Genomic DNA, 25,395 nt, shown 5'->3' on the forward strand with positions numbered 1-25,395 from the left:
TACTTATTGAAACGGCTTTTTGCTATTTAAAGCTTATTACACTTTTTTGTTTTTTACCATCCATTAAAATCTCCAATGGTTCTTTAAATCGAACGTGTTTAAAGTAATGAATTTGTTCTACGACCTTCTGTTTACTAAGAATATCAAGGTTCACGAAACTCTGTTCGGTATTGTTTCTCACCGAAAAATACCCCACATTCATCGAAGTCACATTGTGAAAGAAATGAGAACCTAAGGAAGCATCTAACGGAAAATCCTCTAAACCTTGTTCCACAATCACTTTTGCATTGGATATTTGAGACCACAATACAGGAATTCCAGTAAACTTATCTTTTGTTCCCCATCGTCCAGGACCAATTAGTACATATTGACGATCTTGTTCTTTCATCTTCTGGTTCAATTTTTCAATTTCCAGAGCCATCTCTTCGGTTTTAGTCCGGTCAAATTTATCAATATCCATATAAACGATATCCCGCACATGATCAACCTTTCCATTCCCCATACCTTTACTTGCCAGTAAAACAAGTTTATTCTTATCAACCTTGCTCATATCAATATCAATACTCATTTCCTGACGAATAAGCGGTTTAATCTGCAACAGCTGGAAAGTTGGGAAGTTATTTTTTCCTTTTGAAAGATCAACAGCAAACTCTATTTCAATAGGAGCACCCATCGCTTGCTTAAAAATATTTAAAAGTACACTTAGGGCATGAGCAACCGGAACTTGATTGTATTTCAGAATATTTGCGAAATTCACCACTCTTGGTCCGCGTAAATTCAAATCTGGCTCCAATCTATCATTCTGATAATCGTAAACAGATGCGCAATGCAATAAATTTCCATCTTTTTCGGCATCTGCAAGTTGATACTTAGTGGTTATGGCATCTTCCCCATCCTTTACCAGATCAAAAACATCTTTATGCATGTCGATTCCATAAAAATACTTTTGCGAATCTTTCATCTGATCTTCAATTGAAGCCAATTGCAATTTTGGATGTTCGGGACAAAAACGATGCGTTTTCTCACCACCAACAACATACTTTCCAAGACCTATGGCAATAACAGCAAAACCATCCTCAGGCTTCATATAAGAAAAAGGATAGTAATTATAGGATTGCGCAACACCACTGATATTTGGATAATACCTTCCATTGGTTTCTTGCCCAACGACCTCCTGAATAATGACAGCCATTTTTTCTTCTTCAATTTTATAGTCTACCGCACTAAAATAAGATTGAGCCTCAGGCGTAAAAATAGAAGCGTAAATAAGTTTAACCGCGGTTACCAACTGACGAAATCTCTCCTCAATATCCGGATGATTATTTGGCAGCAAATAAGTTGCATAAACACCTGCAAATGGCTGCATCAATGAATCTTCAAACAATCCTGATGATCGTACAGCTATTGGACAAGTCATTTCCTCTAGGTATTGTCGAAGTCTTCGTCTTAATTTATCTGACAGTTCGCCTTTCGCAAATAAATTTCTAACTTTTTTGTAATTTTTATCTATGTAAATCTTATCGTAAAGGTTATTTTTCTCAATAAAATTATCGTATTCATCAACACCTATAATTGCTGTTTTAGGAATCGAGATATTAATATCCTTGATTAATTTAGTGAAGTAAATGTTCTCTATAAAATTACACAAGAAAGCTAATCCACGACCTTTTCCTCCTAAAGAGCCTTGTCCCAAACGCACAATGTAGTGGTTCGAATTTACAATATTGGGTCTGAATTTAATAATACGCCCACGTAACTGTTTTATGCGTGAAGATTCAAATACATCCAAACAAAATTTACGTAATTCTTTTACTGATTTAAAATCCTCAATCTGATATCTTCTTAGCTTTTTGGCAATATTAATTTCTCCACGTGCCATTAACCAGGTCGAAATTCCATTTCTTTTTGAATGAAAAAGTAGTGATTCATCAGGAACGTATTTAAGTTTTTCTTCAAATTCTTCCATGGACTTTGCCATAGCAACCTTAGTTCCACTTTGGTTTCGAAAAACAAAATCACCAAAACCGAGTTTTGTATAAATAAAATTGTAGATATCTAAAGCCAGTGTGTCACTGTTTTTATTAATAAAATCAGCATCAACCTGCATGGCACGAATCGCATTATCTGTATCATGCGATTGCATTAAACATGGAATCTTCATGTTTTTTTCCTGCACATATTTAATCAGATCTACCCCCGAATCATCATCTAATTTGCCATCTTTTGAAAAACGAACATCAGAAATTACACACAACAGGTTTTCCAAGTAATTATCTATAACTTCAACTGCATCCTCATACGTGCTCACCAAAATAACTTTTGGTCTGGCCCGCATTTTCAAAATCTTATGCATTTCATCAATATCACCTTCATCCGATATTACTTTTTGGGTTTGGGTCATTACTGATGTATACAACAATGGCAGATATCTGGAATAATATTTTACCGAATCCTCAACCAACAAAATGACTCTTACATCTCCACTTTTGGTATCGGTTTCCAAATTCATTCGATCCTCAACATACTTGGTCATGGCCATAAAAATCTTGGTTGAGCCATTCCAGACAAAAACTCTGTCAATATTGTTCTTTATCTTGTCAGCAGCTCTGTCAAAATAAGCCAAATCGCTATTGTTGTTCACCAAAACCAAAACAGGAATTTCGGGATGATCCAATTTAATTTCCTGACTTAATTTCAGCGGAGATTCCTTATCCAAGCCTGCCATTAAGATGACCACATCGTAAGTCCTGTTTTTTAAGGCTTCCAATGCTTCATCGTTGGTGGAGACACTCGTAAATCGCGGAGCTGCATATAAATTTAATTGCAAATACTCTCCTACAATTTTATCTGAGAATTGTCCTTCCCGAACAATTGTATAAGCATCATAATAGGTTGCGATCAAAAGAATTTCCTTCACTTTAAAAGGCATCAATTCCTGAAAAATATCCCTATCATTCTTTTTCCGTTTGTATATTTTGGAAATTGAAACTTCTTCCATGTCAATTGGTATAAATGTTTTTTGTTGTCTTTATTTAAAAATACAAAATAAGATAAATATCCGGTTTGATATCAACCTTTTTATAACGAGTCCTGATTTCATTCAAAATCAAATACTGAAAAGGAAAATCATTTTTCAGTATTTCCTTTTTCCTTTTAAATGATATCGCAAATAGTAAAAAATACGAATAAAAAACAAAGAGGAAACTCATGGTTTCCTCTTTTTATTAATGATAAATTAAAATTTCACTTTGTGTTATTTAACGTCCCAGGTATCACCGCTATTCAGCAAATCATCCATGCACTTGATTGTTGCTGTTGCTTGAACATCTTTAATTTGCTGAACCAATTTCTCCTCATAAGAAAGTGCTGAAACATCTCTAATTACACCTAGTGCCACAGGATACTCCGGTGCCGACATATTAGATAATAACCAAGCCATATGAGGGTCTGGATTGTGTGCATCGTGAATAAGAACATCCTGTTCAGCAATCCCAAATTCACCAATCGTAACTACAATTAGCTTTCCGTTACCACCTAAAACCAATCCTTTATTCCTCTGCTTTCCAAAAATCATTCTCTCGCCATGATGCAGAAGCAATTGAAAATCGTCCTTCGTTTCCTTGTCTGTGATTAATGTATGTGCACCATCATTATAGATTACACAATTTTGAAGAACTTCAATTATAGATGTTCCTTTGTGTTTCGATCCAGCTAAAATTAATTCAGTAGTCAACTTAATATTTGTATCAATTGTTCTTGAATAAAATTTAGACTGAGCTCCCAAAGCCAATTCAGCAGGATGAAATGGTTGTTCGATTGTTCCGAATGGAGACGTTTTAGTTACCATTCCTTGTTTTGATGTTGGTGAATATTGACCTTTTGTCAGACCATAAATCTCATTATTAAAAAGAATGATTGTCATGTCGATATTACGACGAATAGCATGGATAAAATGATTACCTCCAATTGCTAACGCATCACCATCTCCTGATATTTGTAATATTTCAAGATCGGGATTAGCCGATTTTACACCTGAAGCAATAGCTGCAGCTCTACCATGAATTGTATGAAAACCGTAAGTATTCATATAATATGGAAAACGAGATGAACACCCGATACCCGAAATAACCGCAAACTTTTCTTTCGGAACATCCATGGCAGCCATTGCTTTTTGCACCGAATTTAACACTCCATGGTCACCACATCCGGGACACCATTTTACTTCCTGATCACTTTTAAAATCTTTTGGAGTCAATTTCTCAGGCCTAAATGATTTAAGAATTGTATCTGTCATGATTATTTCTCCTCCAATAATTGGTTAAACCTCTCTTTTAATTCTATCACCGTAAAAGGTAATCCTTGTAATTTATTATACTGTTTGAATTTGATATCCTGAAAACTTGCTCTTAAATACTCGGCAAATTGTCCTTCATTCAATTCACAAATAATAACTTTTTTATAACGCTTTAAAACCTCTTCAGTATTCTTAGGCAGTGGAAAAATATAATGAAAATGTGCTAATGCAATATCCTTACCTTCTTTCTGAAGTTCTCGTACAGCCGTGGTTAAGTGACCATATGTCCCACCCCATCCTACTACTAAAACATCAGCTTCCTCATTGCCCTTTACAGGAAGATCTGGGATATAATTAGCTACTCGTCGAATTCTTTCAGATCGAATGTCGGTCATCACCTGGTGATTCTCCGGTACATATGAAACCTCTCCTGTTACATCCATCTTCTCCAAACCACCAATACGATGTTCCAAGCCTTTTGTGCCAGGCACAGCCCATCTCCGATTCAGTTTTTCAGCATCTCTTGCGTATGGTTGATAATCGTCTCCCTCTTTGGCCAATGGCACATTAATAGGAGATAGATCGGACATTTTTGGTATTCTCCATGGCTCGGCACCATTCGCAATAAATCCGTCGGTTAATAGGATAACCGGGGTCATGTGCTCCAAAGCGATTTTACCGGCTCTAAAAGCATACTCAAAGCAATTTGATGGCGTACTAGCTGCAATTACCGGCATTGGACATTCTCCACTGCGACCATGAATTGCCTGCATTAAATCTGATTGCTCTGTTTTTGTAGGCAAACCTGTTGACGGACCACCACGCTGAACATTCACAATTACCAAAGGCAATTCAGTCATAACGGCTAAACCTGCAGCTTCTGTCTTAAGAGCCAATCCCGGCCCAGAGGTTGTGGTAACCGCAAAGCAACCCGCGAAACTTGCACCAATTGATGTGCAGATACCTGCTATTTCATCTTCAGCCTGAAATGTTTTCACTCCTAAATCCTTGCGAGCTGCCAATTCCTGAAAAATCTCGGTGGCCGGAGTAATTGGATACGATCCGCAGAACAACTCCAAACCAGCTTTTTCAGCTGCGGCAATTAATCCCCATGCTGTTGCTTTATTTCCCGTGATATTGCGATAGGTTCCTTTCTTGATCTTAGCTGGTGCCACACTAAAATTATAAGGCAAAGCTTCAATGGTTTTTGCAAAATTATATCCTGCCCGCAACACCATCTTGTTTCCTTCAACAACTAATGGATATTTTTTGAATTTATTTTCAAGAAATTCTTCCGTATGATCCAACGGACGATCAAACATCCAATAAACCATACCCAAAGTAAACATGTTCTTGCTGCGAAGAATACTTTTCTGATCCAATCCAGAATCTTTTAAGCACTCTTTAGTTAGTGAAGTTACCCGTGCTTTAATCAGATTGTAATCTGCCAACTTTTCATCTTCTAACGGATTAGAATCATAACCTGCCTTTTCAATGCCTTTTGCAGTAAAACTATCCTCATTTACAATGATGGTTCCACTAGCTTTCACCCATTTTAAATTTGCTTTTAATGCTGCTGGGTTCATTGCCACCAACACATCGGCAAAATCACCAGGAGTATTCACCTCCATGTGCCCGAAATGCAATTGAAAACCGGATACCCCACCAACTGTTCCTTGAGGAGCTCTAATCTCAGCTGGATAATCAGGAAAAGTAGCAACATCATTCCCGAACAATGCGGACGTATCCGAAAATTGCGTTCCTGTGAGTTGCATGCCATCCCCCGAATCTCCGGAAAATCGAATTACAACTTCTTCTCTTTCAATGATTTTTATCTTTTGAGTCATAACTGTTTTGAATTAAGCTTGGTATTAATTCCTTTATTTAGTTAGTTGATTTTAAATTTTGATGATACAAGATTGTGCTAAAATCATGTTACATAGCATGGTAAAGGTAGCGTTTCCCAGTTTTTAGACAAGCAAAGACTGAAAAATTTACAGACTATTTGCAAACGTTTGTATCTTAAAAAGTTACAGCTCACTTAAAGTTAAAAACGGAGTTGATTAAGAGTTGATTAAGTCTTGATAAGAGGAAAAAAAGGAAGGGGAATGGTGATTTTAGGCAACTGTTGTAAACACCTCGCTACTCCCAATAAAAAATCCGAAAAACAAGTCTATGCTTTTCGGATTATACTTTGACCGATATTTATAAGGGCTGCTATTGTTTCTCAATAATTTCTTCTTTACTATTTTCGCGACGGGTAGTTCTAGCCTTTACAATGGTATTCGATTTAATAATCTCTTCGTTGATATTATGAATTAGAGTCAACCAGGTTTCTCCTCCCTCGGAGATAAACATTAGATCGATAAACTGAAATAAGTTTTGGCTGCTGATTCGGATGTCCTTTCTGGCTTCTTCGCTCTCACTGGCAGGCTTATTGGCTTGCTCTTCGCGTCTTTCGTTCCAATGCGCTTTATACCTGTCTCTACCGTTTTTCATTTCAAAGAACCATTCCTCTCCCTTTATCAGTACAATAGCTTCCCGGGCTTTAGCATTCGTTTCCAGTTCAAGAATAAGCTTATCCAGTAAAGCACTTTCTTTCGAATAGCTCTCAGTGTGGAGATACAAACCATGACTATTTATAATCCGCCAAAGTAATTCTCCTGCAGCATTCCAATCATCATTATCCCGAAGCAAACAAGCCTCTACATAGGTTTTAAAGGCTTTAAAACATTTATCGCGCAAATCATCGTCTTGTGCAATAAGTAGGGTGAACTGACTGCCTCTATCCATTCCTACCGACAACTCAAGCTTTTTGAATGGAATTAGTAATTTATCAAACCAGCCTTTTAAATTTAGTGCTTCCTGATCGACTCCGGTTAGAATTGAGAGAATGGTTTTAATAAGCGTGTATAACTCATTATTAGTTAATCGGGCATAATTAATTCTTTCTAGCATTTTACATTCTATTAGTTATTAAAAATAATATGATAGCTAAATTAATATCTTCTGAGATCAATGTCAATGAAAATTTAAACAAATATCAATCTAATTTAGATAGCTAACTTGCTTTACTACTATGCCAATTAACTAAGCTACAAGTAAAATAGAATGCTCACAGCATTTAGAACTAAAAGTATTGTCTGTAAACAACAGCGATTTACTTAAGTGGGCTTTACTTACAATAACAAAACTGCAGCTATTTGAAGGCAAGTAAAAAGGAAAACATCATTATGTACGTTAACAGAATGTCCCCAACAAAAATGAAGCTAATAAGCTGAACTCAGATCCTCACCAGCCAATTCTTAAACAATATCGGAACAGCTCACCCAATGATCCCCAAAAATTTTTAACTGCTAATGTGAACTAAAGAATAAGCCATGAGAATTTTCAGCCTCTTGCTTTTAGCAGAAAGGGAGATGTTTATAAATTTTGAGCTGTTAACTTTAGGTGAAAGGGGGATGCCCATAAATTGGGAGGGGCCAACTTAAGATAAAAGGGAGGATGCCAAATTCTAGGCCAAAGCAGGTAATACCGATTAGTATTTAAAATAATCCCTATCTACGAAAGCTTGATACTGATTGTCAAATATCTGCCGGCATTCTACCGACAGATTTAAGCTTTGTGCAAAAGACATCGCAGCAGGGACTAATTTAAGTCAAAAAAAAGGTGTCTCAAATTAATGAGACACCTTTACTATATTTAGAATGTGATTATTTACTAATAATCATCTTCAGTGAAACCTGTATAACGGTGACCTGAAATAAGATAAGAATCGTCCTTTGTAGCATCATAAACTACATCATCAAGAACCCATTGAAATTCCTCTTTGTCAGGATTAGATCTGTACTCTACAGGAACTGCTTCACTTTTAAAAGAAACGGTTCCACTATACAATACAATACTAACATACAAACTGTCAGTAATATTCTCACCAATTGTAGTGGCTCCATTTTTGACAATCTTTCCCTCAACAATTGCAGCTCTAATATAATCACGTGCCACAACTGTTATAGTATCCAATTTAAGAGGTTTATCCTCTGGAACTACAATTGCTTTTTCATTATTCGTTAAATCAGCAAAAGCAATAGATTTAGATGCAAAACTACTTGCATCACCATCAAAAAAGAATTTACTTCTCAATTCGAAAACTTTATCATGATCGTCAATCCAAAGTTCATTGGCAACATCAGCGGATGTATTGTAAAATTCCAATTTATCCTCATTGTCATAATCAACAAGAAGATTGCCATCAAGATCTGAGACTTGATAAAGGTAAGTCCCGGAATAATCTAGCACTGCACTATCCCAATCTTCAAGCTCTGTATCATCGCAAGCAGTCAATCCAATAAAACCCACTGCGAGTATATATAATAATGTCTTCATATTATTCCTCCTTAATTTTAATATTTACATAAAAAACCATACCAGCATATCCAGCTTCCCAATAAATCGTATTATCAGCAGGAGTATATGCAGCATTATTCAAAAAATCTAATGAGTCACCCCATCCTAAAACCGAACTAGAAAGTACAGATATTGAATTATCCGCTTTTAACTGAACATAACCAGCCGCAGCATATCTAGCACCATAACCAACATAGTCAGAATAATATCCCCCAATTAAATTGGAAACACTAAAAAACCCAGGTGCAATTTGTTCAATTTCAACTTCAATTCCACTATAATCTGTTCGAGCACCGTCACGGATTCTATGAGTACCATCCTGAGTTGTATATTTTCCAGAAATATCAGTCGTTATCGACTTATCAGAAACAATAACTTGGCGCTCACGCGGAATACCTGCTCCATTCGGAGGTGTATAAGTGTACTTAACTTTATAAAATCCCACTATATTAGGATCAACAATTCCTTCTACTACAACTTTATCAGTTACGTTAGCTCCATCATAAGTTGCCTTATATCCAGGATCAGTATAAGCATCACCTAACTGAACTATTAAATCCGCTCCATCTGTCAAATCAAAACTATACTCTACCGAGATACCCTCAGTATCAACTTCATCACAAGCTGTAAAAAAGCATAGAGACGAAATTATAGCCCATAACATTATATTTTTCCTCATGTTATTTTATTTTACTTAAAATTTAAATTACAATCCAGATTTCAGATTCCACCAAACTTTCTCTAAAAGATCCTCCTTTTGTGCAGGAGCATTTTCATTACGAGTCATTATGGCATCAGGATAAATAGGAGAAGCAGGCAATTTTGCATTTGTTCTACCTCTACCTTCAATGGCAATAGTTAAATCTCCCAGAGGAAAATTAGCATAAGCATCAGCACGGTCTTTACGAATATCGATCGTGTTAACAGCTGGATACTTGGTTCTGTTTCTCTCTAAAAATGACTCAATATGCTGATAGTTCGCATTCGCAACCCATTTCTGCATTGCAATTTGCTTAATTCCTTCTTCTATTGTACCATCAACCCAAGTTGCATAACCTGTCGTAATGATATCATCAGTTAAAGTAGCAGCTAAAGCCAAAGCTAAATCCTTATCTAAATCTACATCTATATCATTAATGTGCATTTTCATAGAAGCCTGAACCCCAAGATCATAATACTCTTTAGCCTTAGCATTGTTACCAGCACGAGCATAAACTTCAGCGATATAGAAATTAACTTCCCAGACAGACATGATTACAAGACTTTGATTTTGAGAGAATACAGCTTGACTGTAATCTTCATCTTCATCAAGATCACCATTCCCATCAGAATCTTCTTTAGAGGCAAAATCACCAAAAAAGGCACCCAGATGATAACCACCAGTCATTTCGAAAAGAACATCAAGACGAGGATCAGTATTCATTTCAAGATAATCCAAAAAGTTTTTAGAGGCAATCACGTTCCCACTTAAATAACCAGCTTCACCTTCTTCAAACTCTCTCATAGGGTGACGTTTACCTTCTACTTTATCAGACCATGTAGAACCGCTGATTCCAGCATTGTTCTTAATAAACTCAGCTGATTCGATAAAAGAAACAAGAGCAGCATTATTATAAGTTGAAGTTTCAGAAAGACGAATCATCAATTTCAACTTAAGCGAGTTTGCAAAAAGTTTCCACTGATCTAAATCACCACCAAAATAAAAATCATAAGACGCAGGCAAAGAAGCTTCAGAAATATCCACAGCTAGCAATGCATCAACTCTTGCAAGTAAATCTGCATAAATAGCACTCCCTTCGTCAAATTTTGGTGATACAATTCCTTCATCTCCTTTTAGAGCTTCAAAATAAGGAATATCTCCCCACACATCGGTCGTAATTTGCCATGTGAATATTGACAGAGCTTCGGCAGCATAATATACACCCGTATTATTATTTTCCGTTGCAACAGTTTTCATTCTTTTACAATCTAAAAGAACACCAGCAGTTAAATCATTATATGCTGTACCAAAATCAGTTGGCTCATATTCGCATAAAAATTTGAATTGAGATGCATCATAAGCTTGAGTCCAGTATTCAGACCAAAAACCGGCTCCAAAACCAAAATCCCAACCCATCATTTGATTAGCCAAATTTAATTCAGCAGCAGGCAAAACTACCTTTGCTTCCGGAATATCTCGTAATACGTTTGGATCCTCATTTATATCTAAATAATTATCACAGCCCCAGCCAAATACAGACAAACAGGCAAGTGAAAATGCTATAATTTTATATTTCATATTTTTTTTTTATTACAAAGTGAAATTTAAACCAAAAGTATAAAATTCGTTACTTGGACCTGCACCATACTCACCGAATTTAGCACCTATATCATTACCAAAAGTAGTTGTTTCAGGATCGATATAAGCATTTTCATTTGGGGTCCACAATAGAATATTGCTAGCGCTTAATGATAAGCTCAAAGAACTAACATGTAATTTACTGCAGAAACTTTTAGGTAACGCATAAGATAAATTTACATTTCTTAGTTTCAAGTAAGAACGGTCGATAATAGCATCTTCATCACCATCGAATCCACCGCCATCACCATAAAATTTATGCAAGCCAGTAGGATCTACAGCCGTTGTATTTTCAACCCAGCCTCCTTGTCCGTCAGAAACAACAGAATTAGGAACCAAGAAAGTTTTTCTATCATTCAATACAGATTCAGGAGAAGAACCTGTCCAATGTAAATAATCCTTAGTATATGAATACATATATCCACCATAACTAAGATCCAGAGTTGTGCCTAAGCTAAATCCTTTATAAGTAAAGGTGTTGGTTAACCCCATTCTGAAATCAGCATCAACATCTTTTCCGATGAATTCAGTTTCAGTGGTTGGTTGTGGATTACCACTACCATCAACGACAGTATGCATTACTCCATCAATATCAACCTTTTTAACCGAGGCAATTTTAAACTGTCCCATAGATTTTCCTTCTACAGCAACAATCGATGCACCACCAAAACCATCAAGATATACCTCCTCAACGTCTAAAGACTCAATTGTATTTTCATTTAATGAAACATTATATGCTACATCCCATGAAAAATTCGCAGTCCTAACAGGAGTGAAATTAACAGCTATTTCAAGTCCTTCATTACGAACATCACCTAAATTGGCTACCTGAGTAGTATAACCCGATGATGGATCTTTAGGAAGATTAGCTATCAATCCTTCAGTTAAACGATTATAGTAAGACACATCGAAACCTAAACGGCTATTGAAAAATTGAGCCTCGAAACCAAGTTCAAATTCTTTAGTTAACTCATTCTTCAAATCAGGATTTCCTAAACGGTTCGAAGCAGAATATGAATTAACGCCACCAATAGGGAAGGTCAAATCATCAATATTTGGATAACCTGGATTATTTGAAAAAGCTGATACGTAACGATCATAAACTGCATAAGCCTCAGCGTCATTACCAGTCATACCGTAAGCAGCTCTAACTTTCGCAAAGTTTAAGATACCAGTATCGATATCATTGTACTTTAAGAAATCAGTAATTAGGAAACTTCCTGTAATACCTGGGTAAAAATAGTCATTTTGCTCAAGTGGTAAAGTCGATGACCAGTCATTACGTGCAGTTAATGTCAAGTAAGCATAGTTTCTGTAGCTAAAGTCAACATTAGCATAAACACCAATTAAACGACGTTTTGAACTTTCATGAGTAGAAACAGAAGGAGAGAAACTATTCGCTAAATTATAAAAATCAGGAATATCGATAGAATTAATACTTCCATCTAAGTAAGTCATGCTTCTTTCGTTAACATTCATACCTGCAATAGCATTTAATGTAAAATCCTCATTCAGGTTTTTCTTATAGGTCATCATCACATCGTGATTGATCTGAATTCTTTCAGTTCTTGATTCAGTAAAGTTACCCGGATTAGCAACACTTGATCCATCGTTAGGAGAACCTGGAGTAAAACCAATAATCGCAGTGTGTGTTTCGCCTAAAGCAACTTCATAATCACCACCAAAACGATAACTCAATCTCAAATCATCAGTAAAGTCATAGTCTAATTGAAATTTACCGAAAAGTTTTTTCTTATTTTGCTCGGCAGCATTCTCATTCAATACATAGTAAGGATTTACACCATAAGGAGTAAGATAATTATCCAGATTATTGAATTTATTATTATAATCCTTCTGATCAACGATAGAGACATCATTGGGACTTTCGTAAAGAGATCTAAATACAGAAGTACCTTGACCAGAAGCAACTGCTTTTGTTTTCTCTGTACTGAAATTCACATTAGCGCTTATGGTTAATTTTCCAGCTTTATGAGATCCTTTAGTTGCGATTGTATATCTATCGTAAGAATCACTATCAGTTGGCATTACACCATCAACCGAGTTTTGAGACAAAGACAATAGGAAGGTTGTAGTTTCATTACCACCACTCAAAGAAACTGAGTTTTTAAGATTCTTACCAACTTCATAAAAATCACGCACTCTATCTTCTAAGAATACATAAGGCTTAACTTGCTGGCTATTGTCAACAATATTTCCCCATACTCTATCTTTCCCATCGTAAGCAGGACCCCAGTTGCCATTCTCATCCAAAGCTCTTTCACCGCTCCATCCTTGACCGAATTGCTTCTGAACATCAGGAAGACGACCAACTCTAGAGAAAGTAGTTGAACCACTATAAGAAACGCGCATCTTTCCATCAGTATTTTTACCTGACTTAGTAGTAATCATGATAACACCATTCGCAGCACGAGAACCATATAATGCAGTTGCCGCAGCACCTTTTAATACTGTCATATCTGCAATATCATCAGGATTAATTGCATTGATACCAGAACCAAAATCAACTTGTGAATTTAGAGCATTACCAGATTGGTTTTGTACATTGGTAATAGGTACTCCGTCAACAATATAAAGAGGCTGGCTATTTCCAAAAGAGGAAGCACCACGAATCATTACATTCTGAGTAGCACCTGGTCCTGGAGCTGTTGAAATGTCAACACCAGCAACTTTACCTTGTAAAGCATTCATTGGATTAACTACCTGAGATTTTCCAATCTCATCTCCCCCTATAGAAGTTGCAGCATATCCTAATGCTTTCTTTTCACGAGTTACACCCATTGCAGTTACAATAACCTCGTCCATACCAATAGACTCGGATTCCATTACAACATTAATAGTAGAAGAAGTAATTTCATGCTCCTGCATTTTCATTCCAACAAAAGAAAAGACCAAGATCTTTCCGTCTTCAGGAACATTTAAGGAGAAGTTACCATCGAAATCTGTAGTGGTACCGATGGTTGTACCTTTAACAATTACGGAAACTCCTGGGATAGACAGCCCATCATCGGCTGAAGTAACCACCCCTGAAACTTCTCGACTCTGAGCTAAAACGCTCTGTAATCCTATAATACATAGAATTAACATCGAAACTAAACTTTTTTTCATAAACCTTTAGTTAGTGGTTAATTAACATTAATACACATTTATATATAAATTCATTCACCCCATTAAAATGAGATGAAAGCAATAAAATGCACCCTTTAGAATGGTCTTCAAGAAGAGATTTTAGTTGAATCACTAAATACAACCTCTTAAATCGCAGATTTCAAAATACCCCTATTTATATCTGCGGACTCAAAAGTGTGAAAAAAACTTAAATTTTCAAACCTTTTTTATCGTAAACCTTTTAAATTTAAGTTAAAGTGGACTTTGGAACTAACAAATTACTAGTATGAAACACTATTTACTTTCAAATTAACACAAGGCTATCATTCTCATTTTCAATTTTATTCACGTTAACGTTTGCGTTACTTTTTTCAAACATATTTAGAAAAGATAACTCGAATATTATTTTAATTCTTCTTTTATTTAAAATCAAACTAAATAAGAATGACTTTTACTTTTGTATTTAGATGGAAAATCTTCAGTAATTGGCACAGAGCTGTCTTGCGTGCTGATGTTCATGACTATATTTACCATATGATATTCGTTTACTCCGAACCGAAAATTTACTGCCAACGTCCGTCATATTTAACCTCACTAAACATATCTTTTCTCTTGACCAATGTTTGGAAACTACAAACACCCCAAACAGAATTTTATCTTAAAGTTATTCGCCATACACGGCACACCAAAAAAAGGCCCTGAAGTTAACTTCAGGGCCTTACTATAAAATACAGGTTTCGAATTACTTATAAAACGCAGGTAATTCAAATATTCTAACGATACTAATTTTCATATAATTTAAAATAAAACCTGAATCAATAATAAATTTATTCAGAAACTGGGGATGGTGCTACTGCTGCAGGGTTATTATCACCATTACTTATTACAGGGTTAGCCTGAATCTCAGCTTCAGGTACTCTCCACAATAAAATGTCACTTCCTGCTGGAATGTTGAATATCATGGTAGCATTTGGATATCCTCCTCCACGACGGTCAATACCTTTGTTTAAACGCATAATATCGAACCAGTTCATACCTTCACCCCATAATTCAATTCTACGTTGACGGAACACTTCTTCCTGAACATCACCTGCAAATGAATAAGAAGCATCACGATAAGTAGTAACAAAGTCCACAAGTGTACTTATACCATCAGCACCACTCATAGCTTCAGCCTCTGCTTTAATCAAATACATTTCTTCAATTCTCATTAAAGGAATATCATTTGCATTTGTAGAAGTTTCAATCTCACCCTTATAAGGTGCAAATTTCACTTGAGTGTAAGGTCTGTATTGATAATCCACCATGAATGCATTTTCTATATCAGTTAAATTAGCTGAATATGAATTTTCATCAGTCCACCATCCTTTACGAATATCAGTACTTGAGATACTATTATAAAGCGCCTTATTAATTTGTCTACCACCACTATACCAACAGTACCCATAATTAAAAGAACCCATATGAGAAATCCAGTTGATAATACCAGAGGCAACCACATCATCCGTTTCAGCAACAAAAACGCCCCACATCCAGTTAGAGTCTTCGATATTCGAAAAATAAGGATCACTTACTTCATCGATACTCGCTGGCGTAGCGTCACTGGCAGCAATTGCACTAGTTGCATCTGCTGCAGCTTCAGCGTACTTATGCATCGTTAGATTTACACGTGCACGAAGTCCATAAGCAACAGCCAAACTAACGTAACGTTTATCTGAACGCACAGAACCACCTTCTTCTGCTGATTTTAATAATGTAATAGCAGTGTTAAGATCACTTAACATTAAAGTATAAACCTCTTCAACTGTAGCACGTGGTGCACCACCAGCCAAAGACGTTTCAATTGCGTTTTCAGCAGTAATTATTGGAACACATAGAGCTGATTCATGACCAACATAATTGAACTGATACAATTGAGCCAAAACCCAATAGCTAAAAGCTCGTGCTGCCAAACCTTGACCTAGATAAAACTGAGTCACAGGCTCTTCTGTTGCTGGATCAATAGAACCAATTACATTATTAGAATTACTAATAATCGCGTACATATCATTCCAAATAATCTGTGTCTCTCTTGATGTATAATCACGATCTGAATACTCAAGAGAACCTGACATCCAGTTATAACCATTATCCTCTTGTACTACGTCACAACCATTAGCATCAGAGAACATCATTACAGATCCATAGCCAATATCAAAATGATTAACTCGACCTAGAGCATCTTCATTAGGTGCATATTGAGAAAACTGAGCAAAAATACCATTAACCCCAGCTGCAGCTTTTGAAGGATCGTTTTCTACAACTTCTGCTTTTTGCTCTGTTGTAATATCTTCTCCTAAAGGCGCTGTATCTAGATCTTCACACCCAAAGAATGTTAGTAAAACGGGTACTAACAAAGCATATATATATTTATTTTTCATATCAATCATTTAAAATTATTAAAACGACAAATTAATACCAGCAGAAATTGTTCGTATTGGTGTATAACGAGCAGTTGTAGCTGATGTATAACTTTGACGAGGATCTAAACCTTTTCTTTTTGTCCACAATGCCACATTATCTGCTGCGAAATAAATACGAAGTTTTTCAATGTGTAATCTCTGAACAAATTCATCAGAGAAAGAATAACCAATTGTCACATTATTAAGACTTAAATAATCTGAACTTGTTATAAAACGTGTTGAAGTCGAATTAGCATACTTATCATTAGCATCCAAACGAGGAACATTAGTATCAGTATTATCTGGAGTCCAAGCGTTCCTAATATCTGTATGATAGTTTCGTCCTGCATTACTTGCATTACCACCATGCATTAAACGCTGGTATCCTGAGTCATAAATTTTACCACCCAATTGATAAGCACACTGCACTGATGCATCAAAACCATAAGCTTTAAAAGAAGTACCAAAACCACCATAAACAACTGGCATTAGGTTATCAGTCGCTACTTTGTATTCTGAAGCAATAGAATACTCTTCTGTTTTATAACGTTCGCCTGCTTCATCTTCAGCCCAATATAAAGCCATTCCAGTAGCAGCATCTACACCAGCATAGTCAACTAAGTACATACGATACATCGATTCACCTTCAGAATATATTCTAGTGCCATCAATTAATTCGCCTTCCAATTCAGCAGCCAACTCATTAATTTCATTCTTAATGAATGTAGCATTACCAGTAAATGTCCAATCAAAATTGTCGCTTTTTAGGATAGTATACGATAAATCAACCTCTACACCAGAATTGGTCATTGACCCAATATTCATTGGAAGAGAAGTATATCCTAAACTAGCAGCAACTGGCTTGTAGTATAACATATCTGAAGACTTACGTCCGAAATACTCTAATGTACCCATTAATTTATTATCTAACAATGCAAAGTCAACACCTACATTATATGATACCGAAGTTTCCCAAGAAATATCTGGATTTCCTTTATAAGATAAAGTACCATCAGAGAAAACACCATCTGCTCCAGAAACCGTATACTGGTCAAGATAAGCATAGTAATTACCTATATCATCATTACCTTGCTCACCAAAAGAAGCTTTTAATTTCAACATATTAACCCAAGAAGTCGATTCCATGAATGACTCATTACTAAGAATCCATGCGGCACTAGTTGACCAAAAATCTCCCCAACGATTGTCTGGACTAAAACGTGATGATGCATCACGACGATAAGCTACATTAAAGAAATAGGTATCTTTAAGAGAATAGTTGATACGAGTAAACATACCTTCAGTTGAGTAAGTGTCTTTTGAACCACCACCTTGAATCTGATCAATAGCATTATCTACATAATACGATTCAGGGTTATATAGATTTTGCCCATTAGCATAAACGTTTTCAGTTTCGTATTTATAACCATCATAACCTGCAGTAATATCAAATTGACCATCAAAACCTGCAGCAAACTGATAATTTGCTACATATTGCTGATTAAAACCAACTGTTCTTGTTTGCTCCTGACCAGCAGTTCCCCCATAAGAAGCACTTTGTCCCTGGTAAGCATTACCTAGGCTACCATTACGTTTATTGTTAACATTTAATCCATAACGAAGATTCACCGTTAATCCATCTATTGGGGCAATTTCAGCGTACCATGTAGAATTAATAACATCACTTCTATACTTTTCATCGTTATACGTTAAATCCCCTGCTGGATTAGCAATCGACATAAATGAACGGTTCATGTTTGTACTCTGACCATCTCCATAGTCATATACCTTACGTCCTTTATTAAGAAGAATATTTTCGTCAAGTCCACGTACATACATTGGATATATTGGTGCAATGTAATTTGCGATAAAGAAAGCATTACCACTAGAAGAGACCTCTGTTTGCTCATCTGGATCAGCACTTGTAATATTATTAATATTTACATTTGCTCCAACTTTTAACCAATCTTTAACTTGGTGATCTCCCTTAAAACGTCCAGAAATTCTCTCAAAACCGGATCCAGAAACAACACCTTTATCATCAAGATAACCTAAAGATAGGTAATAAGTACTTTTATCATTACCACCTGAAATAGACAAATTGTAATCTTGTCTTGTATTATTTTGGAACATTTCATCTTCCCAATCGTCTGGTGTATAATAATAATCGCCGTCGCTATAACCTAAAGTTGCATTCGGATTAAGCTTACCATCAGTTCCCATCAATCCTTCACCGTCAGGAAAAGTATAAACTTGGTAACCAGTACCACCTTCAGTGTTAGTTAAAATCTTACTATTTGCATAAGCATGTGCATCTTCTGGAGTATAACCCAAATTATAGATACCAGCATTGTATATTGCTGAATATGTATCCCCTAAGTATTCTTCCTTACTTGTTAACACATCATAATTTTTAACAGAACGAGAGTTTACTCCGACTTTCATGTCAAAATTAACTCTTGTCTTACCAGCCTTAGCTTTTTTAGTTGTAATCATGATAATACCATTGGCTCCACGAGCACCATAAAGTGCTGTAGAAGCAGCATCTTTCAATACAGTCATCGATTCAATATCGGTAGAACTGATAGTATTCAAATCACCATCAAAAGGAATACCATCTACTACATATAAAGGATTCGTACCCGCATTGATAGAACCAACCCCACGTACGCGAACAGTTGCATCAGCACCTGGCTGTCCATTATTACTAAGAACTTGCACACCAGCTACTGAACCTGATAAGGCTTGCGAAACATTAGAAACCTGACGTTTCTCAAGTGTTTCAGCACCGACCACTGCAGCAGAACCAGTAAAAGAACCCTTTGTAGAAGTACCATAAGCCACTACAATCACTTCATCCATACCAATGGACTCGGATGCCATTACAACATTAATCGTAGAAGAAGTAATTTTTTTTTCCTGCATAGTCATTCCAACAAAAGAAAAAACCAAAACCTTCCCATCCGCAGGAACATTTAAGGAGTAATTACCTTCTAAGTCAGTAGTAGTTCCTAAGGTTGTACCTTTTACAATTACGGAAACTCCAGGGATAGACAGCCCATCATCGGCTGATGTAACCATCCCTGAAACTTCTCGACTCTGAGCTAGAACGCTCTGTAATCCTATAGCAAATAGGATTAACATCGAAAATAAACTTTTTTTCATAAACTTTAAGTTAGTGGTTAAGTAACATTAATACACATTTATATATAAATCCATTTATCTCTTAAATTAAAGAAATAAAAGCAACAAAATGCACGCTTTTGAATTGTTTCGACTAAAAATCATATTCTTCCTATCAGTTAAATTCTGTTAAAAATGATAGATTTTAAGTACCATAATTACTTTATAGTATATAAAAGTGTGAAAAAAAGTTAAATTTTCAAACATTTTTTCACAAAAACCTTTAAAACTCAAATAAAAGAACACGAACTAGATTGCAATTCAAAAGATAAATAGCAAATTTACTTACAATTGCTCTCCTAGTTAACATACTCATTTTCAATTTCATTCACGTTAACGTTTGCATAACTTTTTTTATAACATATTTTTAAAAGATCACTCAAATATTTTTTTAATTATCTTTGTATTTATAATTAAACTAAATAAGAATGGCTTTTATAAGAGACTTAAATGGAAAAACTCCGATATTTGGAGGTAATTGCTTTTTAGCTGAGACTGCAGTAATAATTGGTGATGTTGAAATGGGTAATGATTGCAGTATTTGGTACAGTGCTGTTTTACGTGGAGATGTTCACTCTATCCGTCTTGGGAACAATGTAAATGTACAAGACAATGCGACTATACATGCGACTTATAAAAAATCGCCAACAACCATCGGAAATAACGTTTCTATTGCCCACAATGCGGTGGTTCATGGCTGTACGATAAAAGACAACGTTCTTATTGGTATGGCTGCGGTTATTTTGGATGATGCTATTATTGAAAGCAACGCTATTATTGCTGCAGGATCAGTTGTTACGAAAGGTACACATGTGGAATCAGGTAGTGTATATGCAGGTGCTCCTGCAAAAAAAATAAAGGAATTGAGTCCGGAACTGTTAGAAGGAGAAATTAATCGCATTGCCAACAGCTATGCGATGTATGCCAGTTGGTACAAAGAAGATGAACAAACTTTGAATGAGTAAGCTAAGCTCAATCAAGAACAGAGCCTTTCAATTAATTTTATTGAAAGGCTCTGCTTTTATACTAAATCGACTGCAATATTTAATAGCTAATATGCTGAGCTTTTAAACTTATATTCAGAAAACGACTCGCTTTCTCCTCAAAACTATCTACAAATTCAGTCGTAAAGAATTCACAATTTGAGTTTTTGGAGCACCTCTCATCCATTTCTGGATGTCGGAAAAGATAATCTTTTAAACTTCGTGCAACAATCTCCCCCTGAGAAATCAACTGAATGTGATCTGGTAGGATTTTCCTAATCTCGGTTTGCATTAAAGGATAATGTGTACACCCTAAAATTATTGAGTCAATAAGAGGGTCTTTCGCCAATAAACTATCGATGTTCTTTTTAATAAAATATCTTCCACCGTTCGTGTCAATCTCGTTATTTTCAACCAAAGGAACCCACATTGGGCAGGCCTCCTGTAACACCACCACATCAGGAAATAATTTAGCAATCTCCAGCGGATACGAATTCGATCGAATTGTACCAACGGTTCCCATTATGCCGATATGATGTGTCTTGGTGATTTTAGAAACCTCTTCAACACTAGGCCGAATGACTCCCAACACCCTTCTATTGGAATTAATTTTAGGTAAATCGCATTGTTGAATCGTTCGTAATGCTTTTGCAGAAGCAGTATTACACGCAAGTATTACTAACTCACAACCCATTGAGAAAAGCTGCTCTACGGCCTCTAATGTGTAGTCATATACGACATCATAGGATCGTGTACCATACGGACTTCTGGCATTATCTCCTAAATAAACAAAATCGTACTCAGGAAGCGCTTTAAGCAACTCGTTTAATACGGTTAAACCACCGTATCCTGAATCAAAAACACCAATTGGCTGACTATTTTTTATCATTCTAGTAAAAATAAGAAAAGGTGGTATTAAAAATACCACCTTTTCACAATATCTTGCAAACTAATTACTGAATTCCTAATTTTGCTTTTACCAATGGCATAATATCAACACTATTATTTGAGTTGAATAAAATTACGCCGGTACTGATATCAAAAACATAAATAAATCCATTTTCTGCACCTACTGCTTTAATTGCTGTAGAAGCCTTATCGAAAATAGGTTTCAACAATTCATTTTGCTTGTTTTGAATATCTTGCTGAGCAAAGCCATCATATTCCTGCATACGCTTCTGTAAACCTTGAATTTCTTTTTCCTTGTCAGCTCTATCCACCTCTGAAAGAGCCTCTCTTTTCTCCACATATGCGGCAACAAGTGATTGATATTCAACGTTCATCGATTTCAGTTGAGCATCATACTCAGTAGCAATAGCCTTAATTTTGATTTGCGCCTCGTCTTTCTCAGGCATAATCGACAATAATTTATTTGAGTCGATATGGCCAAATTTTAAGGTTTGAGCAAATGTACTTGAACCTGCGGATAGGATAATGGCTAATAAAGTTACTTTAACAAAATGTCTCATAATATACTCAGTTAGTTTTTATTTTAAATTTTAATTAGTTCTAATACCTAACTTATACAGCACTTTATCGCTTAAATCAAACTTTTGATTGCTGTATATTATTGTTGGTCCATTAGCACGATCAATAATCATACCATAAGTCCCGTCTTTTGCAATTTCTTTTATGGCCTCATAAATATCATCTTGAATTGGTTTAATTAATTCCTGACGTTTTTTATAAAGATCTCCATTTATTCCGAAATATTTCTGCTGAAGTTTTTGTGCAGAAATTTCCTTGTTGAAAATTTCTTTTTCACGTTTCTCTCTCATTTCTGAGGATAAAAAAACCTCATCAGCCCTAAACTTTGTTTGCAATTCTTTTATTTCCGAAGCTACTTTCTCAATTTCGATTTGCCAATTATTTGATATCTGATCAAGTTGTTCCTGAGCATTTTTATAATCCGGCATTTTACTGAGAATATATTCTGTATCAACGAATCCATATCGTTGTTGAGAATACAAATTCCCAATCAATACACATATACATCCAATTATTAATACTAAACGCTTCATTCGATTATTATTTCGTAATAAAGATCTAAAATAACTTAAATTATAATAGCTCCCAACACCTCTACCTTAAAATATGTTAAAATTGTTGTCCAATTACAAAATGGAACTGTCCCCCATTTTGCCCAGCCTGATTAGCTTCATCAAAGCCATATCCATAATCAATTCCAAGCAATCCAAACATAGGTAGGAAAATTCTAAGTCCTACACCCGCAGAACGCTTTAAATTGAATGGTTGAAAATCTTCAAAATCATACCAAGCGTTACCAGCTTCAGCAAATGCAAGAGCATAAATTGTAGCCGATTGACTTAGTGATAACGGGTAACGAACCTCTGCTGTAAATTTTGAATAAATATTTCCACCCAAACGTCTGCCATTTTCATCTACTGGTGTTAAAGAACCATTTTCGTATCCTCTTAAACCAATATTATCACTTCCATACATGCTGTATCCAGACATACCGTCACCACCAACTTCAAATCCTTCGAAAGGTGATCTTTTATTTTCATTATAAAAGCCTAAATATCCAAACTCAGTTCCAGTATACAAAACCAACTTATCGGTACTATTCAACAACGAAGAGTACATCTTCCCCTTAAATACCCATTTGTGATATTCAATCCATTTATATCTTTCCTGATCACTAACATTATCACTTCCGTAATCAATATTATCAAAAATTGAGAAAGGAGGCGTAATCTTAACACTTAGAGAAAATGACGATCCTCTTCTGGTATATAATGGATTATCTATAGAACTTCTTGATAATGTAGTTGTAAAACTAAAGTTGTTAGATGTTCCATCAGAAATTAAATAATACTGCCAATCTTTCAATTTATAGTTTTGATAACTAACCTCGTTATACAAAGAGAAGTAATTATCAGGCCACTTTAAACGACGAGCCAAACCAACACTTGCTCCAAATACTTTCTGACTTTGATCTGAATTGCTCCCACTTCCACCATAATTGCTATAGCTATTACTATAAGAGCGGCTATAACCTGTTTGCTGCGAATAATAAATTGATGTACTTAAGGATGTTGGTTTTTTACCTCCCAGCCATGGTTCAGTGAATGACATGCTGTAAGAATTATAGTACGAACCATTGGTTTGAGCTCGAATACTCAAGGTTTGACCATCTCCGGTTGGAAGCGGACTCCAAGCTTCTTTATTAAACATATTCCTAATTGAGAAATTAGAGAATTTCAAACCAACAGTACCGATAATCATACCTGCACCCCATCCTCCAGAAAGCTCAATTTGATCATTGGCTTTTTCTTCTAAACTATAATTAATATCTACTGTCCCACTTTCAGGGTGAGGCTTAACATCAGGACTAATAGCCTCTGGATCAAAATGACCTAACTGAGCAAGTTCTCGAACACTTCGAATAATATCAGATTTACTAAATAATGACCCTGGGTATGTATATAGCTCTCGACGAGCAACATGTTCATGAGTCTTAGTATTTCCTATAATATTTACTCTATCTATTGTTGCTTGTTTACCTTCAACGATTCTCATTTCCAAATTAATCGAATCCATACCAATCACCGTCTCTACCGGGTTAACATTAAAGAATAAATACCCTTTATCAAGATATTGGTTACTAACGGCATCATCGTCGCTGGTTAATCTTTCGTCAAGCAAGGTTTGATTGTAGACATCCCCTTTTTTAATTTGCAAAACCCGTTGCAACCAAGCACCTGGATAGACCGTATTCCCAATCCAATCGATATTATTGAAAAAATACTGTTTCCCTTCCTTCAACTTCACGTGAATATTTACTCTATCTGCTGAAACGGGCTCAACACTATCAGATACAATAACCGCATCGCGATAACCTTTTTCATTGTATTTCTCGATCAAAGCTAATTTATCATCATTCCATTTCTCTTCAATATATTTCGAAGATTTCAAGAAATTCATTAACGTTTTCTCTTTTGAATCCTTAATCGCCTTTTTCACCTTTTTATCTGAAAAAGCCGTGTTTCCCTCAATAAGTATATGCTTAATCTTGATTTTATTATTTCTATCAATATTTACATCAAGAATCACGCTATTTTCTTCAGAAATATCGTCCCTTTGAATAATAGATACAGTCGTATTGTAAAAACCTTTCTCCTTAAAATATGATTCAACAATGGTTGTCGCGTTTGTGATTAGATAATCAGTAACCTGAGTACCTTTCATAAGCTTCAGCCGTTCTTTTAGCTTCGTAGTTTCACTCTTTGATGTTCCATTGTAATTTACAAGAGACAATCGAGGGCGCTCCTGAAGTTGAATATTCAGATAAATCTTTTTATCCATCACCTTAGTGGCTGATATTTGAATATCCGAAAAGAGACCTTGTTTGTACAATTTGTCGATTGCCTGAGTAACCTTTTCACCAGGGACTTCAATCGTAGAACCTACGCGGAGACCAGAAATCTGCACCAGAACATTATTTTCCAAATGTTTTACTCCTGTAATGGTAACCCCACCTAACTCGTAGGACTTTGGAGCGGAATAGTAAACCTTTGGATTGTAAATAGTATCAGTTTCTTGTGCTAATGCACTAAAACTTAAGAAAAGAGTTAAAAAGAAAATTAATGGTTTAATCAT

At 35.6% G+C, this 25,395-nt stretch carries 15 protein-coding genes; 1 reads left to right on the forward strand and 14 read right to left on the reverse strand.

What is annotated here, in order from left to right; genetic code table 11:
- Positions 1–22: 22 nt before the first annotated feature.
- The 10 genes from ALGA_RS05420 to ALGA_RS05465 all read right to left on the reverse strand — a co-directional run bounded on the left by ALGA_RS05420 (position 23) and on the right by ALGA_RS05465 (position 19,771).
- Positions 23–2,998, reverse strand: coding sequence for a PEP/pyruvate-binding domain-containing protein (locus ALGA_RS05420; RefSeq protein ID WP_096428359.1), 2,976 nt, complete (start codon positions 2,996–2,998; stop codon positions 23–25).
- A gap of 255 nt (positions 2,999–3,253) precedes the next feature.
- The gene (locus tag ALGA_RS05425) at positions 3,254–4,294 is read right to left on the reverse strand and encodes a 2-oxoacid:ferredoxin oxidoreductase subunit beta (protein WP_096428360.1); all 1,041 of its coding nucleotides are present in this window, start codon (positions 4,292–4,294) and stop codon (positions 3,254–3,256) included.
- 2 nt (positions 4,295–4,296) lie between these two features.
- The gene (locus ALGA_RS05430) at positions 4,297–6,141 is read right to left on the reverse strand and encodes a 2-oxoacid:acceptor oxidoreductase subunit alpha (RefSeq protein WP_096428361.1); all 1,845 of its coding nucleotides are present in this window, start codon (positions 6,139–6,141) and stop codon (positions 4,297–4,299) included.
- Positions 6,142–6,511: 370 nt separating this feature from the next.
- Entirely contained in the window at positions 6,512–7,252 is a 741-nt protein-coding gene (locus tag ALGA_RS05435; RefSeq protein WP_096428362.1) for a DUF6261 family protein, read from the reverse strand.
- Between the two features lie 762 nt (positions 7,253–8,014).
- Positions 8,015–8,680: a lipid-binding protein gene (locus ALGA_RS05440; RefSeq protein ID WP_096428363.1), complete on the reverse strand. Its 666-nt coding sequence runs from the start codon at positions 8,678–8,680 to the stop codon at positions 8,015–8,017.
- A gap of 1 nt (position 8,681) precedes the next feature.
- The gene (locus ALGA_RS05445) at positions 8,682–9,380 is read right to left on the reverse strand and encodes a BT_2262 family domain-containing protein (protein ID WP_096428364.1); all 699 of its coding nucleotides are present in this window, start codon (positions 9,378–9,380) and stop codon (positions 8,682–8,684) included.
- A gap of 27 nt (positions 9,381–9,407) precedes the next feature.
- Positions 9,408–10,979 (reverse strand): SusD/RagB family nutrient-binding outer membrane lipoprotein, encoded by a 1,572-nt coding sequence (locus ALGA_RS05450; protein WP_096428365.1) that lies wholly within the window; start codon positions 10,977–10,979, stop codon positions 9,408–9,410.
- Positions 10,980–10,991: 12 nt separating this feature from the next.
- Positions 10,992–14,165 carry a SusC/RagA family TonB-linked outer membrane protein gene (locus tag ALGA_RS05455; protein ID WP_096428366.1) on the reverse strand — a complete coding sequence of 1,058 codons (3,174 nt, stop codon included), beginning with the start codon at positions 14,163–14,165 and terminating at the stop codon, positions 10,992–10,994.
- An 827-nt stretch (positions 14,166–14,992) separates the two neighbouring features.
- Entirely contained in the window at positions 14,993–16,585 is a 1,593-nt protein-coding gene (locus tag ALGA_RS05460; protein ID WP_096428367.1) for a RagB/SusD family nutrient uptake outer membrane protein, read from the reverse strand.
- Between the two features lie 18 nt (positions 16,586–16,603).
- Positions 16,604–19,771, reverse strand: coding sequence for a SusC/RagA family TonB-linked outer membrane protein (locus tag ALGA_RS05465; RefSeq protein WP_096428368.1), 3,168 nt, complete (start codon positions 19,769–19,771; stop codon positions 16,604–16,606).
- 446 nt (positions 19,772–20,217) lie between these two features.
- Between ALGA_RS05465 and ALGA_RS05470 the strand changes: the two genes are divergently transcribed.
- Positions 20,218–20,754: a gamma carbonic anhydrase family protein gene (locus ALGA_RS05470; protein ID WP_096428369.1), complete on the forward strand. Its 537-nt coding sequence runs from the start codon at positions 20,218–20,220 to the stop codon at positions 20,752–20,754.
- Positions 20,755–20,833: 79 nt separating this feature from the next.
- On the opposite strand, the gene murI is transcribed toward ALGA_RS05470, so the two are convergent.
- The 4 genes from murI to bamA form a co-directional block, all read right to left on the reverse strand.
- Positions 20,834–21,661: a glutamate racemase gene (gene murI / locus ALGA_RS05475; protein ID WP_096428370.1), complete on the reverse strand. Its 828-nt coding sequence runs from the start codon at positions 21,659–21,661 to the stop codon at positions 20,834–20,836.
- A gap of 64 nt (positions 21,662–21,725) precedes the next feature.
- Positions 21,726–22,241, reverse strand: coding sequence for an OmpH family outer membrane protein (locus ALGA_RS05480; protein ID WP_096428371.1), 516 nt, complete (start codon positions 22,239–22,241; stop codon positions 21,726–21,728).
- Between the two features lie 30 nt (positions 22,242–22,271).
- The gene (locus ALGA_RS05485) at positions 22,272–22,793 is read right to left on the reverse strand and encodes an OmpH family outer membrane protein (RefSeq protein WP_096428372.1); all 522 of its coding nucleotides are present in this window, start codon (positions 22,791–22,793) and stop codon (positions 22,272–22,274) included.
- A gap of 76 nt (positions 22,794–22,869) precedes the next feature.
- Positions 22,870–25,395: an outer membrane protein assembly factor BamA gene (gene bamA, locus ALGA_RS05490; protein ID WP_096428373.1), complete on the reverse strand. Its 2,526-nt coding sequence runs from the start codon at positions 25,393–25,395 to the stop codon at positions 22,870–22,872.

The sequence above is a fragment of the Labilibaculum antarcticum genome, from assembly GCF_002356295.1.
Classification (GTDB): Bacteria; Bacteroidota; Bacteroidia; order Bacteroidales; family Marinifilaceae; genus Labilibaculum; species Labilibaculum antarcticum.